This is a genomic window from Diaphorobacter sp. HDW4A, from assembly GCF_011305995.1.
Classification (GTDB): domain Bacteria; phylum Pseudomonadota; class Gammaproteobacteria; order Burkholderiales; family Burkholderiaceae_C; genus Diaphorobacter_A.
Genome location: NZ_CP049910.1, coordinates 2,919,485 through 2,941,401 on the forward strand (window position 1 = coordinate 2,919,485; position 21,917 = coordinate 2,941,401).

General features: G+C 51.9%; 20 protein-coding genes. 5 read left to right on the plus strand and 15 right to left on the minus strand.

Annotated elements, in window-relative coordinates:
• Window positions 1–266: 266 nt before the first annotated feature.
• On the minus strand, window positions 267–1,223 hold the full coding sequence (locus G7047_RS13190) for a midcut-by-XrtH protein (RefSeq protein WP_166306049.1): 957 nt from the start codon (window positions 1,221–1,223) through the stop codon (window positions 267–269).
• Between the two features lie 583 nt (window positions 1,224–1,806).
• Here G7047_RS13190 and G7047_RS13195 point away from each other — a divergent pair.
• The 5 genes from G7047_RS13195 to G7047_RS13215 all read left to right on the plus strand — a co-directional run bounded on the left by G7047_RS13195 (window position 1,807) and on the right by G7047_RS13215 (window position 7,640).
• Window positions 1,807–3,012, plus strand: coding sequence for a site-specific integrase (locus G7047_RS13195; RefSeq protein ID WP_166306052.1), 1,206 nt, complete (start codon window positions 1,807–1,809; stop codon window positions 3,010–3,012).
• 94 nt (window positions 3,013–3,106) lie between these two features.
• The gene (locus G7047_RS13200; RefSeq protein WP_166306055.1) at window positions 3,107–4,129 is read left to right on the plus strand and encodes a hypothetical protein; all 1,023 of its coding nucleotides are present in this window, start codon (window positions 3,107–3,109) and stop codon (window positions 4,127–4,129) included.
• Between the two features lie 403 nt (window positions 4,130–4,532).
• The gene (locus G7047_RS13205; RefSeq protein ID WP_166306058.1) at window positions 4,533–4,793 is read left to right on the plus strand and encodes an AlpA family transcriptional regulator; all 261 of its coding nucleotides are present in this window, start codon (window positions 4,533–4,535) and stop codon (window positions 4,791–4,793) included.
• Window positions 4,783–6,333 (plus strand): YfjI family protein, encoded by a 1,551-nt coding sequence (locus G7047_RS13210; protein WP_166306061.1) that lies wholly within the window; start codon window positions 4,783–4,785, stop codon window positions 6,331–6,333. Before G7047_RS13205 ends, G7047_RS13210 begins: the two co-directional genes overlap by 11 nt.
• A 320-nt stretch (window positions 6,334–6,653) precedes the next feature.
• Window positions 6,654–7,640, plus strand: coding sequence for an inovirus-type Gp2 protein (locus G7047_RS13215; RefSeq protein WP_166306064.1), 987 nt, complete (start codon window positions 6,654–6,656; stop codon window positions 7,638–7,640).
• 154 nt (window positions 7,641–7,794) lie between these two features.
• On the opposite strand, the gene G7047_RS13220 is transcribed toward G7047_RS13215, so the two are convergent.
• From G7047_RS13220 to G7047_RS13285, 14 genes are all read right to left on the minus strand, one after another.
• Complete coding sequence (locus G7047_RS13220; RefSeq protein ID WP_166306067.1) at window positions 7,795–8,193, minus strand: thioredoxin family protein; 399 nt, start codon at window positions 8,191–8,193, stop codon at window positions 7,795–7,797.
• Between the two features lie 19 nt (window positions 8,194–8,212).
• Window positions 8,213–9,589: a hypothetical protein gene (locus tag G7047_RS13225; protein ID WP_166306070.1), complete on the minus strand. Its 1,377-nt coding sequence runs from the start codon at window positions 9,587–9,589 to the stop codon at window positions 8,213–8,215.
• 11 nt (window positions 9,590–9,600) lie between these two features.
• Window positions 9,601–10,611 carry a hypothetical protein gene (locus G7047_RS13230; RefSeq protein ID WP_166306073.1) on the minus strand — a complete coding sequence of 337 codons (1,011 nt, stop codon included), beginning with the start codon at window positions 10,609–10,611 and terminating at the stop codon, window positions 9,601–9,603.
• 11 nt (window positions 10,612–10,622) lie between these two features.
• Entirely contained in the window at window positions 10,623–11,792 is a 1,170-nt protein-coding gene (locus G7047_RS13235; protein ID WP_166306076.1) for an HNH/endonuclease VII fold toxin-2 domain-containing protein, read from the minus strand.
• A 22-nt stretch (window positions 11,793–11,814) separates the two neighbouring features.
• Window positions 11,815–12,204 (minus strand): PAAR-like domain-containing protein, encoded by a 390-nt coding sequence (locus G7047_RS13240; RefSeq protein ID WP_166306079.1) that lies wholly within the window; start codon window positions 12,202–12,204, stop codon window positions 11,815–11,817.
• A 2-nt stretch (window positions 12,205–12,206) separates the two neighbouring features.
• Entirely contained in the window at window positions 12,207–13,283 is a 1,077-nt protein-coding gene (locus G7047_RS13245) for a hypothetical protein (RefSeq protein WP_166306082.1), read from the minus strand.
• Window positions 13,280–14,389 carry a DUF2169 domain-containing protein gene (locus G7047_RS13250; RefSeq protein WP_166306085.1) on the minus strand — a complete coding sequence of 370 codons (1,110 nt, stop codon included), beginning with the start codon at window positions 14,387–14,389 and terminating at the stop codon, window positions 13,280–13,282. Before G7047_RS13250 ends, G7047_RS13245 begins: the two co-directional genes overlap by 4 nt.
• Window positions 14,390–14,400: 11 nt before the next feature.
• Complete coding sequence (locus G7047_RS13255; RefSeq protein ID WP_205904791.1) at window positions 14,401–14,952, minus strand: DUF6484 domain-containing protein; 552 nt, start codon at window positions 14,950–14,952, stop codon at window positions 14,401–14,403.
• Entirely contained in the window at window positions 14,942–17,293 is a 2,352-nt protein-coding gene (locus G7047_RS13260) for a type VI secretion system Vgr family protein (RefSeq protein ID WP_256376843.1), read from the minus strand. The genes G7047_RS13255 and G7047_RS13260 overlap by 11 nt, the downstream gene beginning before the upstream one ends.
• A gap of 19 nt (window positions 17,294–17,312) precedes the next feature.
• Window positions 17,313–18,350: an AP2/ERF family transcription factor gene (locus G7047_RS13265; RefSeq protein ID WP_166306091.1), complete on the minus strand. Its 1,038-nt coding sequence runs from the start codon at window positions 18,348–18,350 to the stop codon at window positions 17,313–17,315.
• A gap of 62 nt (window positions 18,351–18,412) precedes the next feature.
• On the minus strand, window positions 18,413–19,006 hold the full coding sequence (locus G7047_RS13270) for a hypothetical protein (RefSeq protein ID WP_166306094.1): 594 nt from the start codon (window positions 19,004–19,006) through the stop codon (window positions 18,413–18,415).
• 299 nt (window positions 19,007–19,305) lie between these two features.
• A complete protein-coding gene (locus tag G7047_RS13275) occupies window positions 19,306–19,626 on the minus strand; it encodes a hypothetical protein (RefSeq protein ID WP_166306097.1) in 321 nt (106 codons plus the stop codon).
• Window positions 19,566–20,408 (minus strand): terminase small subunit, encoded by an 843-nt coding sequence (locus tag G7047_RS13280; RefSeq protein ID WP_166306100.1) that lies wholly within the window; start codon window positions 20,406–20,408, stop codon window positions 19,566–19,568. Before G7047_RS13280 ends, G7047_RS13275 begins: the two co-directional genes overlap by 61 nt.
• 92 nt (window positions 20,409–20,500) lie before the next feature.
• Window positions 20,501–21,775, minus strand: a complete 1,275-nt coding sequence (locus G7047_RS13285) for a S1 family peptidase (RefSeq protein ID WP_166306102.1) — start codon at window positions 21,773–21,775, stop codon at window positions 20,501–20,503.
• Window positions 21,776–21,917: the final 142 nt, after the last annotated feature.

The following is a 21,917-nucleotide window of genomic DNA, read 5'->3' on the forward strand; positions in this document are numbered from 1 at the left end:
CATGTGTCATTTTCAGCAGCCAACCTAGTTAGGTAGAGTCATTGCCTGGAAATTCCCCGAAAGGCCTGCACACCTAGCAATGCAGCCAGTATCAGCAACATACAACGGGAATCCATAGACACTGATGAAGGAGTCAGCGGCGGGACGGCATCACTGGACGTCGAACCAGAAGACAGCATGGATTCCAGAAGGCGACATTGCGTCGTGGTGCTTATATAAAATGCTGAGTAGCAGCTAAGCTTTTATTGACTGGAAAGTCACCACTATCAATTGTTACCACCACTGCCACCGCCGCCCTGATTGGTTACTGCGTCTTGACATGTGTAAGGAAGCGTCCAAGTTTGCGTCGGATTAAGAGCACTGCCGAACCCATATCCTTGTGGAGCTGTCGCTATGATCGTCGCAGTACCAGATCCTAAAGCAGTGATATTAGTCATCACACCATTTGCGTCGTATTCCGGCTGATCTGCCGATCGTGTATATGAAAAGCTGACTGAAAGGCTTGGAACTGCTGGTGTAGTGACAGGCGATGTATCCAAGACCGGTTGATAATCAATAACTGATCCGTTAGACGTACCGTCTGTAGCGGCCCACGTATAACTATCAATCTGTGAAGTGGTATCGCACCTCAACGTTGGATCGCTAGCCACCTGCACAGGGACAACTACAGGACAAACCGCCTCTGAAGTGCATGAAGCCCCTGGAGCCAGCTCAGAGCCAATAATGCATGTTCCCGTCTCGACTGAGTTGCCATTCGTGGTAATACGCATTCGTTTACCGCTCGAATTTGTTACCGTAATCAGCGGTGACGGCGTTGCAAACGCGATTTGGGTGTCCGTTAGTACACCCCCGTTTACGTCACTGAACTCATAAGGCCCTGCCGCTCGAACAATGGATTCGCTGCTCAGAAAAAAGGTGGTCAGGGCTCCAGCGATTAGAAATACTGAGAGAAGCTTGCGCGATCCGTTTTTTCCGCTCAGTTTCCAACCAACAAACCCAAACAGCACAGCCAAAAGGCCAATTCCCGACATCGTGAGCCCTGGAACCGATGACACGTCTGTAGCAGGAGGCACAGGCACGGGTGCATATCCCAAAGAGATTTGACATGCATTGGATACTTGTTGTGCCCATGATGCCGATACCCCTGCAGTAGCAAGAGTTGCCATTGTCACACGCGTCAAAACCGTCAATTTTCCAATATCACATTTCAATGTCAGTTTCATGAATTAGCCCCCGATTAAAGTCGGACGATTCTAATCACGACAAATTTAAAACTCGAGTTCTGAATTGCAAATTGACAAATTTTAATGATACAAGATTCCTATTGAAGGATTCTTGATCGTCATTGACGTATGTGATACCTCTTCTTAAGACGATCTGGCCTGCCCCTAGTAAGGTAGACGAATTCCGCCTATCTTTTGAGCACAGGAGGCCGTCAAGCAAGTGCCCGAGCGCGCAATACTGGGCTAGGAGCCCGCACGTGCATTCATGACTGCAATGGCCGAAGACCTTGAGGTATCAGAGAACGCAGACGAAAAAAGCCGCAGAAGGCTTTCACACCATCCTTGCAGCTTCCCCAGTAGACAAAGAAAAAGCCCCGAGCGAAAAAATCACTCAGGGCGTTGATTCTTGGCGGAAACGGAGTCCGCCAAAATAGTGTCCAATAGGATTCAAAATAGTTTTATAACCATTTGATTTTAAACACCTTATAAACCATAAAGCGTCCATCGAAGTTCAATAGAATTCCGTTACTTCCAGCACTTTATGTGGGCATAATGTGGGGCAACTCTATTACAAAATCTGACCATGCCCAAGATTGCCAAGCAACTTTCTGACCGTGCCGTGGCGGCCCTCAAGACAGAGGGCCGCCACGCCGTAGGTGGTATTGCGGGTTTGCACCTGCGCATCTCAGCGGGACACCGCGGTTGGATACTTCGTGTCAAAGTTGGAGATGCCCGAAAAGACATCGGACTCGGTGCCTATCCTGTTGTGAGCCTAGCAGAAGCCCGAGAACGGGCCTGGAAAATCCATGAGAGCATTCGCGAAGGTCGTGATCCAGTCGCTCCACGTCGCCAGCAGCGGCAAGCACTCTTGGCACAGGCCTCAACTGAAAAGACATTCCGTTGGTGCACAGAAGAATTTCTCAAGGCCAAGTCTTCAGAGTGGAAGAACGCCAAGCACCGCCAGCAATGGGAAAACACACTCGAGATCTATGCAATGCCATGCCTAGGTAGGCAGGCCGTCTCTCTGATTGATTTGCCCCACGTACTCACATGCCTAGAACCCATCTGGAGTACCAAGAACGAAACCGCCAGTCGTTTGCGTGGCCGCATTGAGTCTGTTCTTGATTGGGCAACAGTGCGCAAATACAGAACAGGTGATAACCCCGCGCGCTGGAAAGGTCACCTCGACAAGGTGCTGGCCGCCCCATCCAAGATTCAGAAGGTAAAACATCATCGCGCCTTGGCTGTAGACGAGATGCCTGCATTCATTGTCACACTCAAAACTCGCACCGGCATCGCAGCACGAGCTCTGGAATTTGCCATCCTGACAGCAGCGAGGTCCGGCGAAGTGAGAGGGGCTATTTGGACAGAAATCGATTTTAAGAACGCAATTTGGACTATCCCTGCTGAACGCATGAAGGCAGGGGTTGAGCACCGAGTGCCACTGCCCATGCCTGCACTCAAGCTCCTCGAATCGCTCCCTCGTCTTGCGGGGACGGAACTACTATTTCCGGGCACCAAAGGGCAACCCCTCTCTGATATGACCATGACCGCAGTCATGCGACGCATGAACGTAGATGCAGTACCTCATGGATTTCGCTCCACATTTAGAGATTGGGCTGGAGAAAAGACCAATTTCCCAAGAGAATTGGCTGAGCAGGCTTTAGCACATACGCTGGAAAGTAAAGTTGAAGCTGCATATCGGCGAGGTGACGCATTGATTAAACGTCGTGGCATGATGAATTCTTGGGCAGACTTCATTGATGGCAAACAGCCTCCAACGGCCTGAATCTCACCATCACAATTCCCTTATGAGCCTTGCACATCAATTCGTCAGATTAAGTGATCTATCCGAAGAGCTCTGCCAAAATCTAGTCCGACTCTTGGACATTACCCTCAAAAATGGCATCACCCCCGTGGTAGCCATTGAGCACAAATGGCGAATAGGACTCGTGTGCTTTGCCGCTCTTTCCAACAGGGACGAACTCTCCAGCCCTTTGCTGCCAAAAACAAATATCTACCCGGTCGAAGATGTGGAGTGCATCCAGCTAAGCCGCAATGACTATGCAAAATTGCGAGATGATGGAAGTATCCAGATCAAAGTCTTCGATATTATTCATTTAGGGGGATTTGGCAAAAAAACTTGGGATATACAGACAGCTCATCACAGGCAAAAAGCACATGGCTTAGATCAGTGGCAAACCGAGTCGTTTGGCAAACCTCTCGCGCCTCCTGTTTTATTCCCTTGCTTTACCGTTATCGACAGCCAGAGTGCTCGATGGGATGACCTCACCATTGAAGACTTTCGAAGTCATGCCGGAATTCTTGTTCGACTTGGCAACCTACGTTTGCAACCAACCGATGAAATCAGGCTCCGTGATCTGCTGAGTCAACCAGAGGCTCCCAAAGCGGCGACACAAATGCCCGTCACCGGAGATCACATATCTCCTCAGCTAGGTCAATTGCTTCAAGTTTTCAATGAATTGCAAATCTGGATTGAAGAGATACGACAAGAGAACCCTCCCTTGCGTTCTGATGAGGTCAAGATGTGGCTGCATACACAGCTTGAAGCCAAAAATTCAATTGACTGGAAAAGTCCGAAACTGCGTGATATCGCAATCAAGCTGATATATCCGCCCCAGGATAGCCAGAGGACCAAAAAGCGCAAGGCCTACAAAGATGGGCTGCCTGTCGTCTTGGATCAGCTTGTCAAACAGCTGCAGGAAGATCTCTCCCACGTTAGACAATTCAAGACTAGCAGCGACTATGAGAACTGGCTTGTCAAACTACAAATCAAGGGATATCCAGCCGCTGGCAAGCTTGGCCAATTAATTACAGAGACCGACGCAAAGTCCATCTCCACTATCATTCGCCTGACGCCGTCTCGGCGAGGCGGCCGCAGGTAAAGCCAGGCAGGCATCCCTTCCAGAAATTCCGCTCCTCAATGGCATTTTTCAAGTCATTGATAGGCGCGCTTTAGCCGCATCAACACGTCCCAACTGACGGCCAGATTGCTTGTTTGGCGCAACTCCTCTTATGCCAAAAACCGTGTTTTGGGGATCAGTTGTAGCCGCTTTTGCGTGGCAACGTAGCCAAAGTAGCCAGTAGCCCATGGGGTTCGCCACACAAAACCTCCTAGTCTCTGCTTGCTTGTGCCCTTGCTCAAACACAGCAAAAAGTTGCATAGGGTCAACGACTTATCGAAGACGCTCTCTCAGCCACAAGGAAAACAAGCAAAACGCGCAATCGACTGGCATTTGGAGCCCCAGCAGCATGACGCCTTGTTCAATTTATAGAGAAAGGTTTCTTATGCACTCCCCCAATCGCACCGAACTTGCGCCCAATGCGGCGTGCCGCTTGAAGGACGTCATGCGCCTCACGGGCCTGAGCCGTTCCACCATCTACGGTCGTCTCAACAAGACGAGCTCGCAGTACGACCCGACCTTCCCCAAACCCTTCCCACTCTATGGCGGCGCACAACTCCGTGGTGCCAAGGGCTGGCGTCTGCATGACATCGACGCCTGGCTGAATGCCCAATCCGCAAAGCAGCAAGCTGGCAATGTTCAATAACGCACCGTCCGTCACGGACAATTACCCCGTGCATCACTTGCCGCCACTCATTTTGGACGCCGTGAACGACGTGCGGCGCCTGACGAAAGCCTCCACTCCGTTGATCGCTGCCTCTGCGCTTTGCGCTATGGCAACGGCGTGCCAGGGCTTGGCCGATGTAAAACGCCCCGGCCTTCCGGGGCCCACGCCGCTCTCCCTGTACTTTCTGACTCTCGCCGACTCGGGCGAGCGCAAGACTGCTGCGGACGGATTCTTTTTCGAGCCCATCAGGCGCTTGGAAAAAACCATGCGGCAGCAGTACGCCGAGGGTTCTGTCAATTTCGAGTCGGATAAAAAAATCTGGCTCGCAAAAATCCGAGGCTTGGAACGACGACTCGGGAAAGAATCCCAGGCGGGCCGTAACACCACCGCCGTGGAAGAAGAATTGAGCCAGCTCATGCAAGCTGCACCCATTCTCCCCGCCCGTATGCGCTTCATGCTGTCCGACATCACCCCAGCAGCATTGATCTCAGAATTGCGTCTCAACCCCTGCACTGCGGTTCTCCATTCGAACGAAGCGGCCGAATTGATCAAAGGCCGCACCCTGAGCGACCTCCCCCGTTTCAACTGTGCCTGGGATGGTCAGACACTCGACAAGGACCGCAAGGATCAGGCCAACAGCCAATGGGTCGAAGGCGCGCGCTTGAGCACCGGCCTTGCTGTGCAGCCCCATGCTTTGGAATTCCTCTGCGGCAAGGGCGGCAGCTACGCACGCGAGGTCGGCTATCTTGCTCGTACCCTCGTCGCCTTCCCAAATTCCACGGCCGGTCAACGTTTTGTCGACGGGAGTGACAACAACGATTCGCTGCCATCGGGCATTTTGACCTTCCAATCCCAAGTTCATCAGCTTCTTCTGAAAGCCATTGAGCGCCATCACAATGGCGAGGCCAGGCGTGTTCTGACTTTTGAGCCACATGCAAAGCACCGCTGGGTGGCTTTCTTCAACCAAATCGAGTCCCAACTCAATCCGCTATTCGGTCGCCTGTCACCCATTAAGGACTTCGCCGCCAAAGCGGCGGAACATGCAGCACGCATGGCCGCCATTTTCGAAATGGCACAAGGCGATGCACAAACCATTTCGGAAGACTCCGTGCAGCGTGCCCTTGCCATCATCGAATGGTACTTGTGGGAGTTTGATCGCCTGTTTGCGAAGTCCCCCGAGGAAAAGGACATCGAGAAACATGCCGAGAAAATTCTGGCCTGGATGCGCAGCAGAAGCCCTCTCGCCGGGTTCGGTGCAACGAGAACCTTCACCCGTCGTGAAATCCAACAATCAGGCCCTCGCCCTCGTGACCCCGAATCGGTCAGCTTGGTATTGCAGTACCTTTTGACTCATGGACATATCCAGTCAGTTTTTGGCAGCGATAAGGGATTTCAATTGAGCAACACCAGCAAATCCTTGTCTAACTTGGAAAGCGTAAATTACTCAAATAACTTTACTCAGAGCCGCGGCCTGCTCAGCTCTGACACTACTGGCACCTTCACACGCTCTCCCATTTAGCGATTTAACTTATTCAAGCAATTTAACCAATCAACACATCTAAACCAACAGGAAACCGGTCATTAATCACTCTATTGAATACAAGGCAAACAGGGAGTGTATATTATTGATATTAATATACTCAAATATATATTAATCAATAGTCAGCATAGACACCTATCAATATACACCTCCTTAGAGTGATAAAGCACCATTCAACAAACCAATAACCACATATTAACCAATAATCGCAAACGATACAAGCCGCACCACTATTCAGAATGATCCAAATGCAAGAATCGCATACTCATCTTTCAGCTCTCACTCGAGTGAGAACTTGCATGAAAGGGATTCACCATGAAATGAAGAGTACAAAGTGGAAAAAGGCTCTCGCCAAGAAGATCCTTCAAAAGCAACTGGCTCAACTGTGTGGCTTGATGTCGCCTTATGCCTATGCATCAGTCCTGCGCAAGCTCATCGAGAGCAAGGATCCTTGGCTTTGGCTGGCAGGTCATTGTTTTATTGGCATTGACCCTTACAACCATGAAGGGCAACTCAATGCGTTGTTTAATGATGATCAACATCCAGACAACTACATTGATCAGGCTCAATTCCTTGAGAGCCTGGACCAATTGGTGAAATCATCTGCTTTTCAGAAGATCTATAAGAATTATGTTCGCCAGGAACAACAACTGGCGCATTCTCTACTCGAGTACATCAAAGACTTGAACAAGATTTACTCCAAACTGATGGTCATTCGACTCGACCTCTCCTATGGAGAGATTTATACCACTGACTGGGAGCCAGAGCGCAGAGTGTTGAATGATTGGGAGTTATTTCATGAATATGCAGCCGATGCGTTCAAGGATAGCTTTATTGGCTACGCAGCCAAGTTTGAGTATGGCGCTGACAAAGGCATCCATATTCACACGCTTCTGTTCTTTGATGGCTCTGTCGTTCGCCAGGATGTATCGATAGCCAAGCATTTGGGTAAACACTGGAAGAACACTATTACCCAGGGCGCAGGGATCTACTTCAATGCAAATACATTGAAATACAAGGCGCGTATGAAGCATTGTGCTGTTGGAGTTTTCAAGAGAAGTGATGCAAATTTCTTGATAGGAGCCAAAGAGATTGCTAAGTATTTTGCGAAGAAAGATCCCATTGTGCGGCTGGCGGTGCCTGGATTGACACAAACCTTGCGCAGATCGTCACCAACGCTCCAGCAAAAAGCCATGTTGGAGAAGCGAGGTACCATGCCCCTCCTCGCACAAGTGATTGCGCAAGAAAACGCAGTATGTGGAGACGAATTTAGCTATACCAGTTAGTAGCGCAATAACGGGGCTTTCTCATTCGGCGAGCCGCCGGATCACAGTAGATGATTTATGCAAATGCCCATTTGAATAAATCATTCATTATTGGGATTTCTTAGCAGCCAAGCGATGGACCATATCCGGGAATTCAGCGGGGGTATCTCAACTCCTACGCAGCCCAATCTTCTTGCACCAAGCGTTCAAAAATGCCAGGATCTTCCTGACCCACCTTTGTGGCGGTAGTGGGCATCTGTAGTGCATTGAGCAGTGACTCGGGCGAGCCATCTAACAAGGACTTCTGGATCGAGGTTTTTGACCGATAAATACAAAGCTCAGGCAAGGATTCAGGGATATAGTCGCCAAGAAATTCGGCATGATCTTCCAGATCCATCCACAGAGCAACTACGTACTGCGGCAGTTGGTTTCGAATGTCTTCAAAATAGGGCCGCAGATTGCGACACCTCTCGCACCAAGCCTCGGCACCAATCAAGACCATCAGCACTGCCCCGGGCCGATTGAGGCGTATTGCAATTTCCGAAGCATCATCCCAAGGATCAAGTGCACCCATTACAAGGTTCCCTTCTTCATTATTTGGCTTCGGAACCAGGTAGAGTCCAGACGCCCATCAGCTGCAACTGACGACGTGCATCAGCCTTTGTATCAAAGACTGATTCCGCTGAAAGGGCTCGCTTTACTCCGAGACTGGACAAATACTGAGCCGCAATCCAACGCAGCGCTTGCGGCCCTTGTCTGAGTATGTGCCTGCAACCTTCCACCGTTTTCAACCGTGTCGATAAACCATATGTCGCCACATTTTCCGCAACATTGAATTGCTGTATGGCGGCGACGTCTGGAAGGGCTAGCCCAGGATCGAGATCATCTGTCGGGCAATGCGTGGACTCTTCAGAGCGCGCTACAGGTAACGCCAAACCTGATCGCTCGAGATCAATGCCCAGGAGACTTGCCCATGTCCACGCCGCAAGCCGTGCACATTGTGGATTGCTCATCTGCGTCTGAATCCAGTCCAAATACTTGTCATCGGCATGATGCAACAGGAAGGACAACGCTATTCGCGCAGGCAATACTTCCAACACGCGCGGCACTTGCTCGTGACCGTTGGGCACATGAACGCCCAGATAACGGACCCAACGCGCAAGTCTGTGCATGGCAAGTGATTTGTATACGCCAGTCAGGCGATCCACATCGCCGATCTGTGCCCACACGGCTGACCATAGGCAGTGCAACCCTGTTTGGCTTTGTCCCTGCTGAGCCAGCGCTATCGCGGCTTCGACACCTGCTGAGCGATCATTGTCCTGAATGAGCTTTTGCACCTTTGTCTCAAAACCCGCCATGCCAGCAGCTCGACAGGCTGCGGCACGCACATGGGCATCTGCGCCGGCCATAGCCTGTTGCAGAAGCTTTTCCAAATCCTGTCGGGCGAACTGGTGACACAGCACCCGGCTGCGTGCCAGCGCTCGCCAAGCAATCACCTGCAGAGGGGCTGATTCGTGGGGCTGGATAAACTTGGTGATCCATCCATTGGCTATTTCGGGTCGTATGCGCAACAACGCGGCAACCACACCCCGCAACTTGCGATGAGGATCGCTTTGCAGAATCGCCAGCACGCTAGACCAGCGTTGTTGTTGGAGTGATCTATCAGACGTACTGAAGGTCAGCATCGCACAGACAAACATCTCACCCGCACTTCGCCAGCGATACAAGGCCTTCATGGCCACCTGCCAACCAGATTCTTCGGCCACGACAATGCCGTCCAAGTGAGCCGTCAGTCGCCCCTCGAAGTGCAATACTCCGTCGATATTGAGTAATGGCGAATGGGTGCTGCGATCGAGTTGAGACCAGTAAAACGCGGCATCGCCAACATGGCGCTCCACAATAGGTTCGATTACCCGGCTCTCCTGCGCTTTCGGCACGGTCTCACTACTGACCAGAATGGCACCCGACATACTGTACTCTCTCAACTGTTACGACCGTACTTTTTGTACAGATCAATCAAGTCAACAAGCGACCTCCATTCCTTGCCATCGTGCATGCTGGCGCCATACATGCCCGCAATTACCAGCACACCATCACCTTGGGCCATGTACCCTGTGCTGCTGCGTACGAAATCGGGCAAATCCAGCTTCTGCTCGCCTTTTTCATTGAACGCGCAAATGCCGTAATCGTTCGTGGCCCATACCTTATCCTGGTACCAGACCATGTCATTGAACCAGTAAGAGGCAATGCCGTCACAAATCTTGGTCCACTTGTCTGCTCGGCCACGAAACACCGTGCCACCATGGCCAGCAATATAGACAAATCCGTCGCCACCACAGCAGACGTTGTGGATCATCATATTGCTGGGAAATGGAATCTGCTTCCATTCCTTGCCATCGTAATGCCAGACATCCCCATCCCCGCCCGCTGCGTATATATCGAATCCGGAAAAACCATCTATTGCACGAAAACCATACCGATTCAGATCTGTTGTGCTTTTAGACTTTGGAACAGGTAATTTATTCCAGATTGGAACCCAATGATTGGGACCCTCACGCTTGCAGACACTCCGGCTCCACCCAACTCCGTAAACAACGCCGTCAACAGCCTTTATATCCAATACCCCACCACGTTGCGGGCCCTTCCCATCATCAAACTCAATAGCACTCTCAACATTGTCAAGACCACTACCCATAACATAAACCTGTCCCTCACCATCCACGGATACACTGTAGGGCTTAGGATCATTCATGACAGCCACTCGAATTTTCCCAAATCGACTCACCCCAGAGTAGCCGTACCTCTCATTTTCTGGATTTTTCAGGATGATATTAAAAATCCTTTTTTCGATCCTTTTTTCAGTTGGAGACCCTCCATCCGCAGTAACTTTATACTCCTTTCGACCTATTAAATAAATAATATCCTTGGCTCGAACGGCGCAACCAACAAAGTGATAATTTCTAAAAAATTTATCAAACGAACTTTTTTCCATCACACTTTCCTTTACACTTTAGCTCCACCTTTATCACCATTACCACCTCCGCCACCTTTACCATCATTAGCTTCCAACGGAGAGCAATTTTCAAACTGCTTATAGAAAGCTTTTAATTGTGCTTTGAGGCATTTTTCACTGCATGCCGATTCAGGAAAAACCATGTGAACTGATTCAACTCCCTCATCGATAGCCTTATCGAGCGGTATTTTTCCGCCTGGGTATTTCTTCATCAAGGCTTCTAGTGCACCATGCATTAACCCATGCGAGCCATGGCTGTTGTTCACCCCTTCTACGCAAATCGTAGGTGCACTCTGATGCGATGAATTTGAGCCTTTATCCGTGTACGCAGGGCAGTTCTTAAACATAGCCTCAGGAAGAAGATGGTGCCCTGTCTGGCCTGGACAGCATCCTTTCCCCTTCAAAGGGTTGGAGCTTGCACCTAAATGCGTCTCTTTCATAGGAACCAATTGACATCTGCGTGCACGCAAACAGCCATCAAGCCGTGAAAGCAGTGTCATGATATCGGCCACTGCTTTTTGGGGATTGCTTTCAGCGTCTTTTATTATCTCACCCAATTTTTGCGGCAAGGATTTAATAACGCCTTTCAATCCTTCCAACTCACCCTTCATTGCCCCCAACACATCTTTCAGTTCAATAGCTGATACTACTGTGTCGACAATATTGTAGGCCGTAGCAATTAATTCACCGATTGGCCCACCAAGTGCCCCTAGCCCCCATGCGGCTGCACGCTTGACCGCAGCTTTCTCTGCAGCATCCACAGCTACACCAGCAATGACCTTTTCCAAAGTTGCGACCATTTCATCCGCATGCCTCTGTACCTCCTGCATGACTTTCCCCGGTGTGAGGCCTTTAATTTCATTCGCTATTTCTGCAATATGGTGATCACCATCCTCACCAGGAGAAACTGGCTTAAACCAAAGGCCATCACAATGCTCACCAACCCACTCGGCAACATCACCTTGCTTTTCCAGCTTTTCTTTGATCTTATTTAGCTTTTCCACCCCTTTTTTACCCAACAATTTCTCTGCGAAACTGGATTTGTTTTTATCCTTCTTTTTACAATGCTCATCTATTCTCTTCTTTTCTTTGCTGCAGTTACTCTTTACTGCCGCAGTATCCAGATAAATGAATGCGGCTGTATTTGGAACGGTAGGCATGCTCCTCCTCCTTCATTCCTGCTTAGGCATGGTTGTGCGTCATGGGATCAGTGTGTCGGTCCACGTTCAGTCCCTCAACCTTCACATCAGGCGACCAGTCCACAAAATAGGCTTTACCGGTAATCACGTGTGTGAAGAATCCCTGCCCCACCGTCCAGGTTGCCTCCTCGTTACCAGTGCTGTTTGCCAGATAGGACTGATCTTTTTTGGCTACTGGTGTGCCGCACACAAAAACCGTGGTCGTGCCGTTTTCGAGACCGCGGGCGTATGCAGTATTCGAATAACTTACTAATATCGGGCCACCACTTGGCGGCGGAGGTGTCCAGCAAGGATCAGGGGTTGCTGCTCTTGATACTCCATCTGCGGCCTTGGAGCAAAATTCATTGTCGTTGGCATACACGTAGGTTTCCATGGCTATCTCTCTTGAGTCTGATGTTTAACGACAATCGCTGTGCGTTCGCCCGCGTCACTTGCGAGGTGCAGCAGGCCAAGCGGTCCGGGTGCGTCAGGATGTCTCAGATAGTGGTGTATCCATGCCAGCATAAGCGGACCCGTAGCTGCACCGATTTCTCCTGTGCAATCTGCCGTAGTGAGTACCCGGGGAAGATGTCCACCGATCTCTGCACAGCGTGTCATCGCGTTGGCAGCTTCCTTGGCAAAGAACGATTCACCATTCTGGTCACTGATTCGGAAGTGGAGGTCATTCATATTCACATTGGCCTCTTTCATCGCGCTTCGGACCGCACGGCTAAGCCCTTGCGCGCGGCTTGGTGCGCTACCGTCAGGACGGCCCTCTTCTACGTCAAAGCCAACGCCAAGCAGGTGCGTAAAAGCAGATCTTTGAGGCCTTCGGTGTTGCCGTAGGTCACACCTCTCCAACACCAATGCAGCTGCGCCTTCACCTGGGATGAAACCGTCGCTGTTACCCGGCACCAGCAAACGCTCTTCTCTCAGATACCAAGTGATGTCCGGTGCGTTTAAGAAGCTGTCCACTCCTGCAAGCAAAACCCGAGGGGCTTGCCCGGAATACAGCAACTTGGACGCGTGAGCGAGCCCTTTGGCAAGCACCCCACGCCCACCTGAGATCATTTTGGAGCCACGCCCGAACTGCATGGGCATTGCTGACTTCAGCGACCTGACTGTTGCAAACTGCTCATGTTCGGCTCCCAACGGGCGATCTGTATCTGGTCCCATCAAGATAATGGGCAACTGGGCGCGCTCTGCTGTATCCAACTCGCGCATGGCCTCCTCAATGGCGAAGCCCAGCCATTGCGCCAGACGCGCGCCTCCCCAAACTTCTGAGTGGCCAATGCGAGCAACACGAATCGGCTCTCCATCTGGCCCCTTGAAATCGCTTTCACGGAAGTGGTCAAGACCGGCTCTCAATGCACAGCTTGCCGCTGGTGCATTCTGACCCACTGCGCAGCATATTCCAGCACCAACGATCACCATACCAGTACCTGATGCACTTTGCGGAGCTTCGGTAGTCATGAAATATCTCCGCCCGAGCAGCCTGGACAACCAATGCCGGGTTGACCACCCAATGACTTCTGCTGCCACCATTCGGCATTCACGGCTCCTATGGCCACTACGCTGAATTCCTGGAATCTACGGCGGATGGGAGTGCTTGCACGCCAAGTCACTGAGAAGCGCTTGGCCTCGGTTTCAATGAACAAGGTATCGGCGCAGGCGTCGAGGATTTCTGTTGAGTAGTCCGCGCGTAAAACGTGCAGCTTTATCCGATCCAATGGAGGAAGGCGAAACGCTACAATTGGATGCGCCTTCATGAGATTGATCAACTTGACCATTTCTCCGCCCTTGGGGTAGGAAATTTGCTGATCCTCAGGGGCTATTTGATTGAAGCGGTCATCAAAATCCTCCGGCAGGAACGGCGCCATTTCCCTCCGCCATTTCTCGTCGAAGCTGCCCATGTACTTTCTACGCGGCAGCCAAGCACGAGAGATGGCGCTGAATGCACAGGGGGCTATTTCATCATCCGGTTGTTTCACCGGATTCTCAGGATTCTCAAGATTGGGAAGCCTCTGGCTCTGATTGATCACATTGTGCTTTGTGTTCTTACCGCCCCAACCCTGGCCTATCGGGTTGTAGGGGTGAGCCTCTGCCAGCGACTGACCTTTGTGTTCGAATCGCCTGATTCCGCCAAATGCATGCCCATAGTGCAACGGCATGCTGGAAAAACCAATAGGTTCCGAAGGCTTTGTCCCGAGCAAACCTGCGGTCCAATATCTATCCCCGATGACACGCAACTCCTTACGCAGTTCGCCTACTTGAAGTCCCACTGCTAGCTGTGTGACGGGCTGCCCATCGGCAGAGTGCGCATATGCATCCAGAATGACATCACACTTGGATTTATGGCGCGGAAAATCATCGCCGCATCGCAATGCTGATTCACCAGGATTTCCATAAAACGTATCGGTATCGAACAGAGGCTGTGGAGGCAATGGCCTCGGTCGACTCCCTGGCTCCGGTATCGACCATGTAGCTTTGGTTGCGACGACCAGATGCTCTCGGCCAGTGATATCCAAAGCAATTGCAAAGTTCGCATTGAAGTGCTTGGACGCGCAGACAAACTCCATGGCGCAGCCCTTTAATTAATCTGCACAGATCCACCGCGAATGCGCTGCCCAGCGCTTGCGTGGCTGGTGATGTATTGGCCTCGCAAGGTGATACGCCCATCCGCTTGCATCAAGATCACGGCTTCGCCGCAGCGAAGCTCCAATTCATCTTCTGCCGAAACCACGACACGCCCGTCTTGGGTGTCAACGATGACTTGATTTCCGACGATATGTGCATCGTTTTCCCTCTCCTGCATGAAGCCTAGGATGATGGGAAAATCCGGGTTCCCGCCCTCAAAACCCAGTGCTACGGCTTTTCCGCAATCGCGCTCTGATACAAGTGCCAAAGAGCGCGCGGGGAGGCCTTGCAGGCCGATTTTCTCAACGGATACGAGTGGGCGCCCTTGCGCATCCAAACTACGCAGCACGCCGATCAGCACGCCATCGATTTTTCTTTCTTTGCTGCCTGACCTGTCACCTGAGGTCTTGATCCGCTTGCGTAACAGAATATCGATGGGAGCCTGCGTAGTTGGCTCATGTCTTTCGGGCTCAGATACCTTGGGTTTGGTTGTTTTAGTTGTCAAGGATATTTGCTCCCCTGGTTGTAATGTTCCCGTCGACCTTGACCTGCTTCTCTCCACTCAGCGTTGTGTAATAGTCATGTCCATTCAGAGAAATCGTCCCGTCATCCTGTAGCTTGAGCGTGGACTTGCCCACGGTCAGCGTGATGCTCTTGGCATCCATGGTGATGTTGGATGCAGAGCCCCCACCGCTACCGCCAGTTTCTCCAGGCGCAACAATATTCATTGCACCCGGAGGCTGTGATGCAGATCCGCCGCCCTCTTGACCGCCTACCGTCAACGTATACAACTTGCCTACGTTCGTTGCTTTGGTATCGCCAATCTTTGCCGTTTCGTTACTGCCGACAGTCGTTGACTTGTTCATTCCTACATTGGTACTCATGAGAAGCCCAACGTTGATGTTGTAGACAACTCCCACGTTAGCCATCTTTGCAATTCCCACATTCTGCATGTATGCAATGCCAATGCTCTGAGTTTTGAGCAAACCGATGGTGACGTTTTCAATTTTGCCGATGCTCTTTTTGCGGTTGTCGCCGATGGAAACATCTTCGCTATCGTCTACCGTACGATGACGACTCTTATGCACGGTCAGCGTCTCATCGAGATCGACCTCTTCCGTCCGCCAGCCGTGCACGTTGATCTTCTCGTTGCGATCCACGATCTCCGTGCGGTCGCGGTGGATGGTGTTGAATTCGTCGCGGTCGATGACCTTGCGCCGGTCGTTGCCCACCCACTTGTCCTCGTCATGTTCGACCTCGGTGAGCTGGTCTTTCTGCGCATGCAGCCACAGTTGCTCTTGGCCCTTCTTGTCCTCAAACCGGATGGCGTTCGCATCGCCCGGGCCGTTCTTCAGCCCCGCTCCGCCTGCACCACCCAAACTTGAGCGAGTCTTGATACCGGACTGGGTTTTGTTTGCTGGCAACTCCCAGGGCGGCATCTGCATGGCGTTGTAAACGCGGCCGGTGATGATCGGGTAGTCCGGGTCTCCGTTCAGGAAGTCCACGATCACCTCCTGCCCGATGCGCGGGATGTGCATGCTGCCGTAGTTGCTGCCAGCCCAAGTCTGGGAGACACGGATCCAGCAGCTGGAGTTCTCGTCCATGCTGCCGTAGCGGTCCCAGTGGAACTGCACTTTCACCCGGCCGTATTCGTCGGTGTAGATTTCCTCGCCTGCAGGGCCCGTGATCACCGCCGTTTGCGGACCCGTAGTGTGCGGTTTGGGCGTGATGCGTTGGCTTCTGTAGGCCGTGCTCTTGGGCACAGCGTTGAAGCTGATGCGGTAGGTCGTCGGGCTGTCGGTGCCCGCGCGTTTGGAGGCGCCCGAGCCCCCTGCGCCATCGCTTCTGCGCACGTTCTCTTCAAAACGGTAGTGGGCAGATTCGATCAGGTACTCCTTGTTCTGATCGGCCCTCGGATATTTGCTGAAGGTGAACAGATAGCCTGGCGCGATGTTGCGGGCATTGCCTTCGCCTTGGACTACTTCTCGCTGGGCCTTTTGCTGCTCAATGCGCACACGGGCGTAGTTCTCACCATCGGCCATTTGTGTGTAGCCACCGGGCCAGTCGTAGAGTTCGCGGCTGTCTTCGGTGTGTCCTGCCGGTTGCTGCTGGCGCGTCTCGAGATAGGCCTTGGGCTTCTCAAAGTCGTAGTCGTCAGCCGCAAAGTGGCCCGATGCGATATCTTCTGCAAAGGACCATCCATCTAGAAAATCTTCGTCATGTACGTGGACCGCCCGGCTTCCGGGGTAGTAGGGAATGGTGCTTGGCCCATTGGGCAACGGACTGTGGCTGCCAATGTCGTCCGCCAGCACAAGGGTATGGCTGCCCTGATGATGTTCGTAGAAGGTATAGATGCCTTCTTGCTCCATGATGCGTGAGACGAAGTTGAAGTCTGTCTCGCCGTACTGGACGATATAGGCCCATTCACGGTACTCTCCAGAGAGCTTGTCCTCGATGCTGAAGCCGTAGGGCCCCAGCACCTCCTTGATGATGTCAGGTACCTTCTTGAACTGGAATATCTTGAAATCGGAGCGGCGGGTGGCATGCCACAACCAGGGGCGCAGCACGCTTTCGTATGAGTAGAAATCTCCGTCTCGGCCTATGTAGGTGAACTGCGTCACCTGGCCTGAGAGAAATCGCTTGCCGCCACCATTTTTCTCCGTGGTGAGATCGACTTCGATGCTCATGTCCTTGCCCAGCAAGGATTTGGCAGAAATGCCCTGAGATTCGCTGATCAGCCGTACCCGGTACTCAAACAGCCGGGAGATCTGCTCGCTGCCCTCCATGGAGCGAAATTCCAGTTGATCGCCTAATGGACTGTGGGCAGTAAAGGTACGGTTTCCCATTGTCAATGCCTTGTATTTTTTAAGTATCGATTGATTTTGAGCATCTTAAGCTGAAGTGCCCCGACGAAACAAGCGCCGGAATCCGAAATCCCCGCAACATGTGCTGCAGCCCAACAGGAGGTGTTTTGCGCAGTACTGCATGACCCGGAAGTTCGCAGCGGTGACGGATGAAGATCGGCTGCTCAGGCGTACTGGCGAGCACTGTTGCTTGATGCGACTTGGCAAACTCTCGCCAACAGCTCCGGCCAAACTGCTGCGTCAGGATGGCCTGTGCATAGTCCCATGCGTGCTGCAGCACCTCCTGATAGGTTCTGCGCTGTATGGTCCAGCTCTTATGTTGCTTGTGCCCCGAAGGACTACCATCACCCACGACAATGAACAGACTGTCATAGCCTTTGTTGCTCAAAAAATAGACGCTCAGGCGCAACTGTATGAACTGAGGCCGTACGGCATCAAACCAGGCATTGAGCAATTCCAGGCGCCGCTGTTCATTCGGCATCGCCTCCTGATCGGCCCGGTTTTGCGAAGCCATGCCGTTTGAATCGTGAGGCCCCTGCAGCATTGGCTGAAAGAGGGCTTGCGCCATTTGCGTAGCTCCAGCGTTGGTGGTCACAAATCGGTTGGGGTGTTGTGCCAGCAGTTCTTGCCGGGCAGCAATGGCCAAGGCCTTGGCCTTTTCTTCGCCATGCTCCTTGATGGAGAAGTAACAGTTGTAGGTAACACCGGAAGCTTCCAAGGTCGCTATCCATGCCGTGCGCTTGCCCTTGATATGCCTTGCCGAGACGCCCGCAATTCCTGACTTGTTGTTGGCCCTTGGCTGGGTTTGCTGCTCCAGTAGGGTATAGGGAGGAAACAATCGCAGCAATGCATCACGGTAGGCCACTGCCATCTGCCATGCGGCCTCCTTGCCTCCGTATACGCTGTCAGCAAAATTGCGGACATACAGCTTGCGGTAGCGTTTGACATTCACGACCCACAAATGCACTGGCGTGCCACTGGGGTTTGCGCCATTCACGCGCGTTATGCAGTAGGTGTTCTGGTACGGCGTATCTGGCATGGCTGCCAGCCCTTTTGTTCTAGTAAGCATCAGAAAAACGGAATCTGTTTCTCAAGGGGGTGTTATTTCGCACGCAACCAGAGCCATTGCACTAATGCTTCATCAGCTCTGGGCGTGACACCAAGCGAAGGGAAGCGCTCGCCCTGCTCCCGAAAGATCAGCCGGGTATCGGAACTTGCGAAATAGGATTGCATGGGATGGCCGTTCGGCAATATGGCCTCATACCATCCTGATAAAGGGGCTTGAGCTCCTGCGGCAATCAATTCCATTGCTGCAGATGGACCTTGCGTTTGCTGTTTCTGCAATGCAGACAAATCTTCTAATTTTTGAACCAGCGGCTTCCAGTCATGCATTTTGACGAATGTCAGATGCTGCAGTCTGCCCAAGTCGGTGAACATGCACTGTGCAACCCAGTCCAAATTCGATGGGCTCTTGATTTGGTAGAGGGCGATGTTCTGGGCATGCAGCAGTGGCTCACCAAAACAGGCATTGGTGTGGGTGATGGTAGATTTACCTGCAGGCAGGGCATCAGGCCATTGCCCCGGCCACTCAGCGCCCATTTCTGATACTGCAGTGTGCAGCGTAATGCTTTGCAGTCCCCAGATTGCCAGCTCCGGGGTGTCATCGGCTTCTAGCACTTGCCAATTCGGCTGCATTGCTACTACAGGGCATTGCTCCAAGTGACGCTCCCATACGGAGTGGCTGGCGTGGTGTCCTACGAATTCAGGGATATATGCAGGAAAGGTTTGCCACAAGTCCACGTAAGCACCTGACATATCAGCCAATGAAGTATTGATAGCGACAGACTAACACAATCAATGTTGCATTTGCGCACATCTAAGGGCCGGTTGGGCATGGCGCCCCGTGTACCGCAACGCGCCAAGCTGCACAAACTGGCGTGTTCCATCTACGAACATCGCTGTCTGTACTCCTAAAAACCGCAAACGCGCACCCACTATCGCCCCAACATTCCCGCAAAAGAGGCAACACCAATGGCGTGCATGTACTCGAGAATCTTGCTCTCGTGCGCCTGCGCTGCCAAGCCGAGCAGTTGATCTGGCTGGTTGTATTTCATGAGCGACGTGGTCTGTCCACTGGCATCGAGCGCCTGAATCTCACCGTAGGTGAGAACCGCCCGCCCCTCTCCATTCACAATCCATTGGAAGATCTCGGCTGCATCCTTGTAAACAGGATGCCGGGCAAATGCTTCTTTCTTCAGGATCTCGGGATTGTTCCTCTTTCGAGCTGTCTCGATGGCCCCCTCTGCTGACGCCATCGGCGTCGCTCTTGACGGCCAGCGTCTTGTTCGCGAGATCGGCCTGCGCTTTGGAGAGCTGGCGCTACACGCGGTCCAGCTCCATGTCGGCGTCGCGGCGCACGGTGGCGGCAACGCCCTGCATCTGCTGCGCACGTGTGAATGCTGACCTCCAGCCCGTTGCGGGTTTCCTTTGCGCCCGCGAACAGGGCGAGCGCTCCAGGTGACATGTTGCGGGTGTCCTTCAGAACAGTGCGCGACATTCCACCGCCGAAGCACTCAGGGCAGTCCTGATTCGGTGGCTTCCGGGCGTCGTAGCCAAGCCCGCCCAGCTCAGGGAATGCCTCAATCGGCTTGCCCTCCTCCATCCACTTCTCGCGCTTGGAGTTGTATTCCGCCATCGTGTACTGGTAGCCAATGCCATAGCAATGACGGCAGCAGGCGACGAACACCTCCACCAGTTCGCGAGGATCAGCCATCAGCATCTGGTTCAGGCGCCGCACGACGTCTTCGGCCTTCACCTCAGCCCGCTCCACGACGGCCTTGGAGAATTCCCGCACAAACTCCTGAACCTTGACATTTCTCAGCAGGCGCGCGCCCTGTGACGCCGCCGTGTTCTTGCTGTACCCGGCCTTCACAGCCGCCTGCGTGGCGTTGAAGTCGGAAACGACATACTCTCGGGCAAAGGCTCGATAGCGGTCATCAGTGGTGATCTTGGGCTTGGCCGGACTGGCTTTGTCCCTTGTCCGCGCCTTCCCCTTCTTGGGGGTGGGAGGTTTGGGCTTTCGAGGAGAGTTACTCATCCTGCAAACATGGCAGGCTTGGTACGCGGAACCTGTACCAAGTAAAAAAACATCACAGACTAGCCGTGATGTTTTAGTAGAAGGGTCGCGCTTTAGTTCGTCAACAGTTTGGTCTGCGTATACAACGCAAGATATGGTGCCAGAGGTTGATAAAGCGAATTTGGAGCAGACCCACCTCCTCCAATGACTTCACCGCAAGTATTGTCTGCAGGCCCATCCACACCCACATAAATTCCAAGCGCGTGATTTGTGTAGTCAACCACCGGGCCTCCCGAGTCTCCTTGCGCTCCACATGCAGTCGATTCTGCGAGATAGAATTTAACGGTAGGCTTCAGATCGTTAATGTTTCGCAGCACGCTAGTAGAGAGTTGCACACCGCAGTTCCAGCCCGATGTAGCACCCGAATGGCAATTCATGGTGTTCTGCACAATGGAAGCCAATGGAAGAACGTTTGCAACACTTGGGGGCGAGGTTAGAATTTGAGGGTACTGTGAGTGAGTCCCATTGACATTAGCAAACATCGTTGCATCCATCCCCACAGTGCCTGATGGCGCAGCAAATTCATTGCCGATAAATCCACCAATTTTCACCCCCTTAATGGATGTACCTTGAGCAGTACCCCCATTATTAAAAAAGGCAGTAGTAAATGTCGGAAAGTGTTTACTATTGCAATGACCGGCTGTAATCGAAACCGTTAGATACCCATCTGCAAGAGCATTAAAGCCGTTTGTGCACAAAAACATCGTAGGTGTACTATCGTCCTGAGAGGCCCCTATTTTTGTGCCCCCGAATAACTGGCCAAACAACTTGGCGCGCCCACCCTTTTCAATAAATATCGCGCTTGTATCAAATCCATTCTTTTCTAGTTGGATCCGAATAAAATCCAAATTCTCTTCATTCCCTCTAACTCGAAGTGCATTGTTTTGCTCATCCAATGCAATGCTATTAACCACTGACAGTTGCCCCGGCAGAGCCAACGACTGAAACAAATCATAGATTTTCTCGCGCATCACCTCCAATTCCTTATAGGTATAGCGCACTTCAACCACCGATATTGGGTTTTCGGTTTGAATTGATTTCACCATTCCCACACCATCACCGCTTACAGCGACGATCTGATGTGCTATATAGTTTTCGTCATATTCAACCCAAGTACCCCCATAACCATCTCCAACTGCCTCCTTTACGATATTTAAATTCTTTGATATTGAATTGAAAATATCTTCATTTTGAGGAGTAGCAAATTTCTCCAAGCCTGCTGCCTTTATTGCAAGCTCTTTTGTCGCATGTCCGACAACTTGATTTTCTGCATGTACGCCAGCTACAAACGACACACCCAAAAGCGAAACCAAAAGCTTGTATTTCATACTGTACTGCTTAAATCACCCAATATCGGATAAACAAAATGTTAAACATTACTCAATTACATGTAAATCAAGTTTACCACTTGTGTGACATAAATCAAGTTGGCACACATTAGATCCGATCGCTTAAAAATAGCAATGGTTT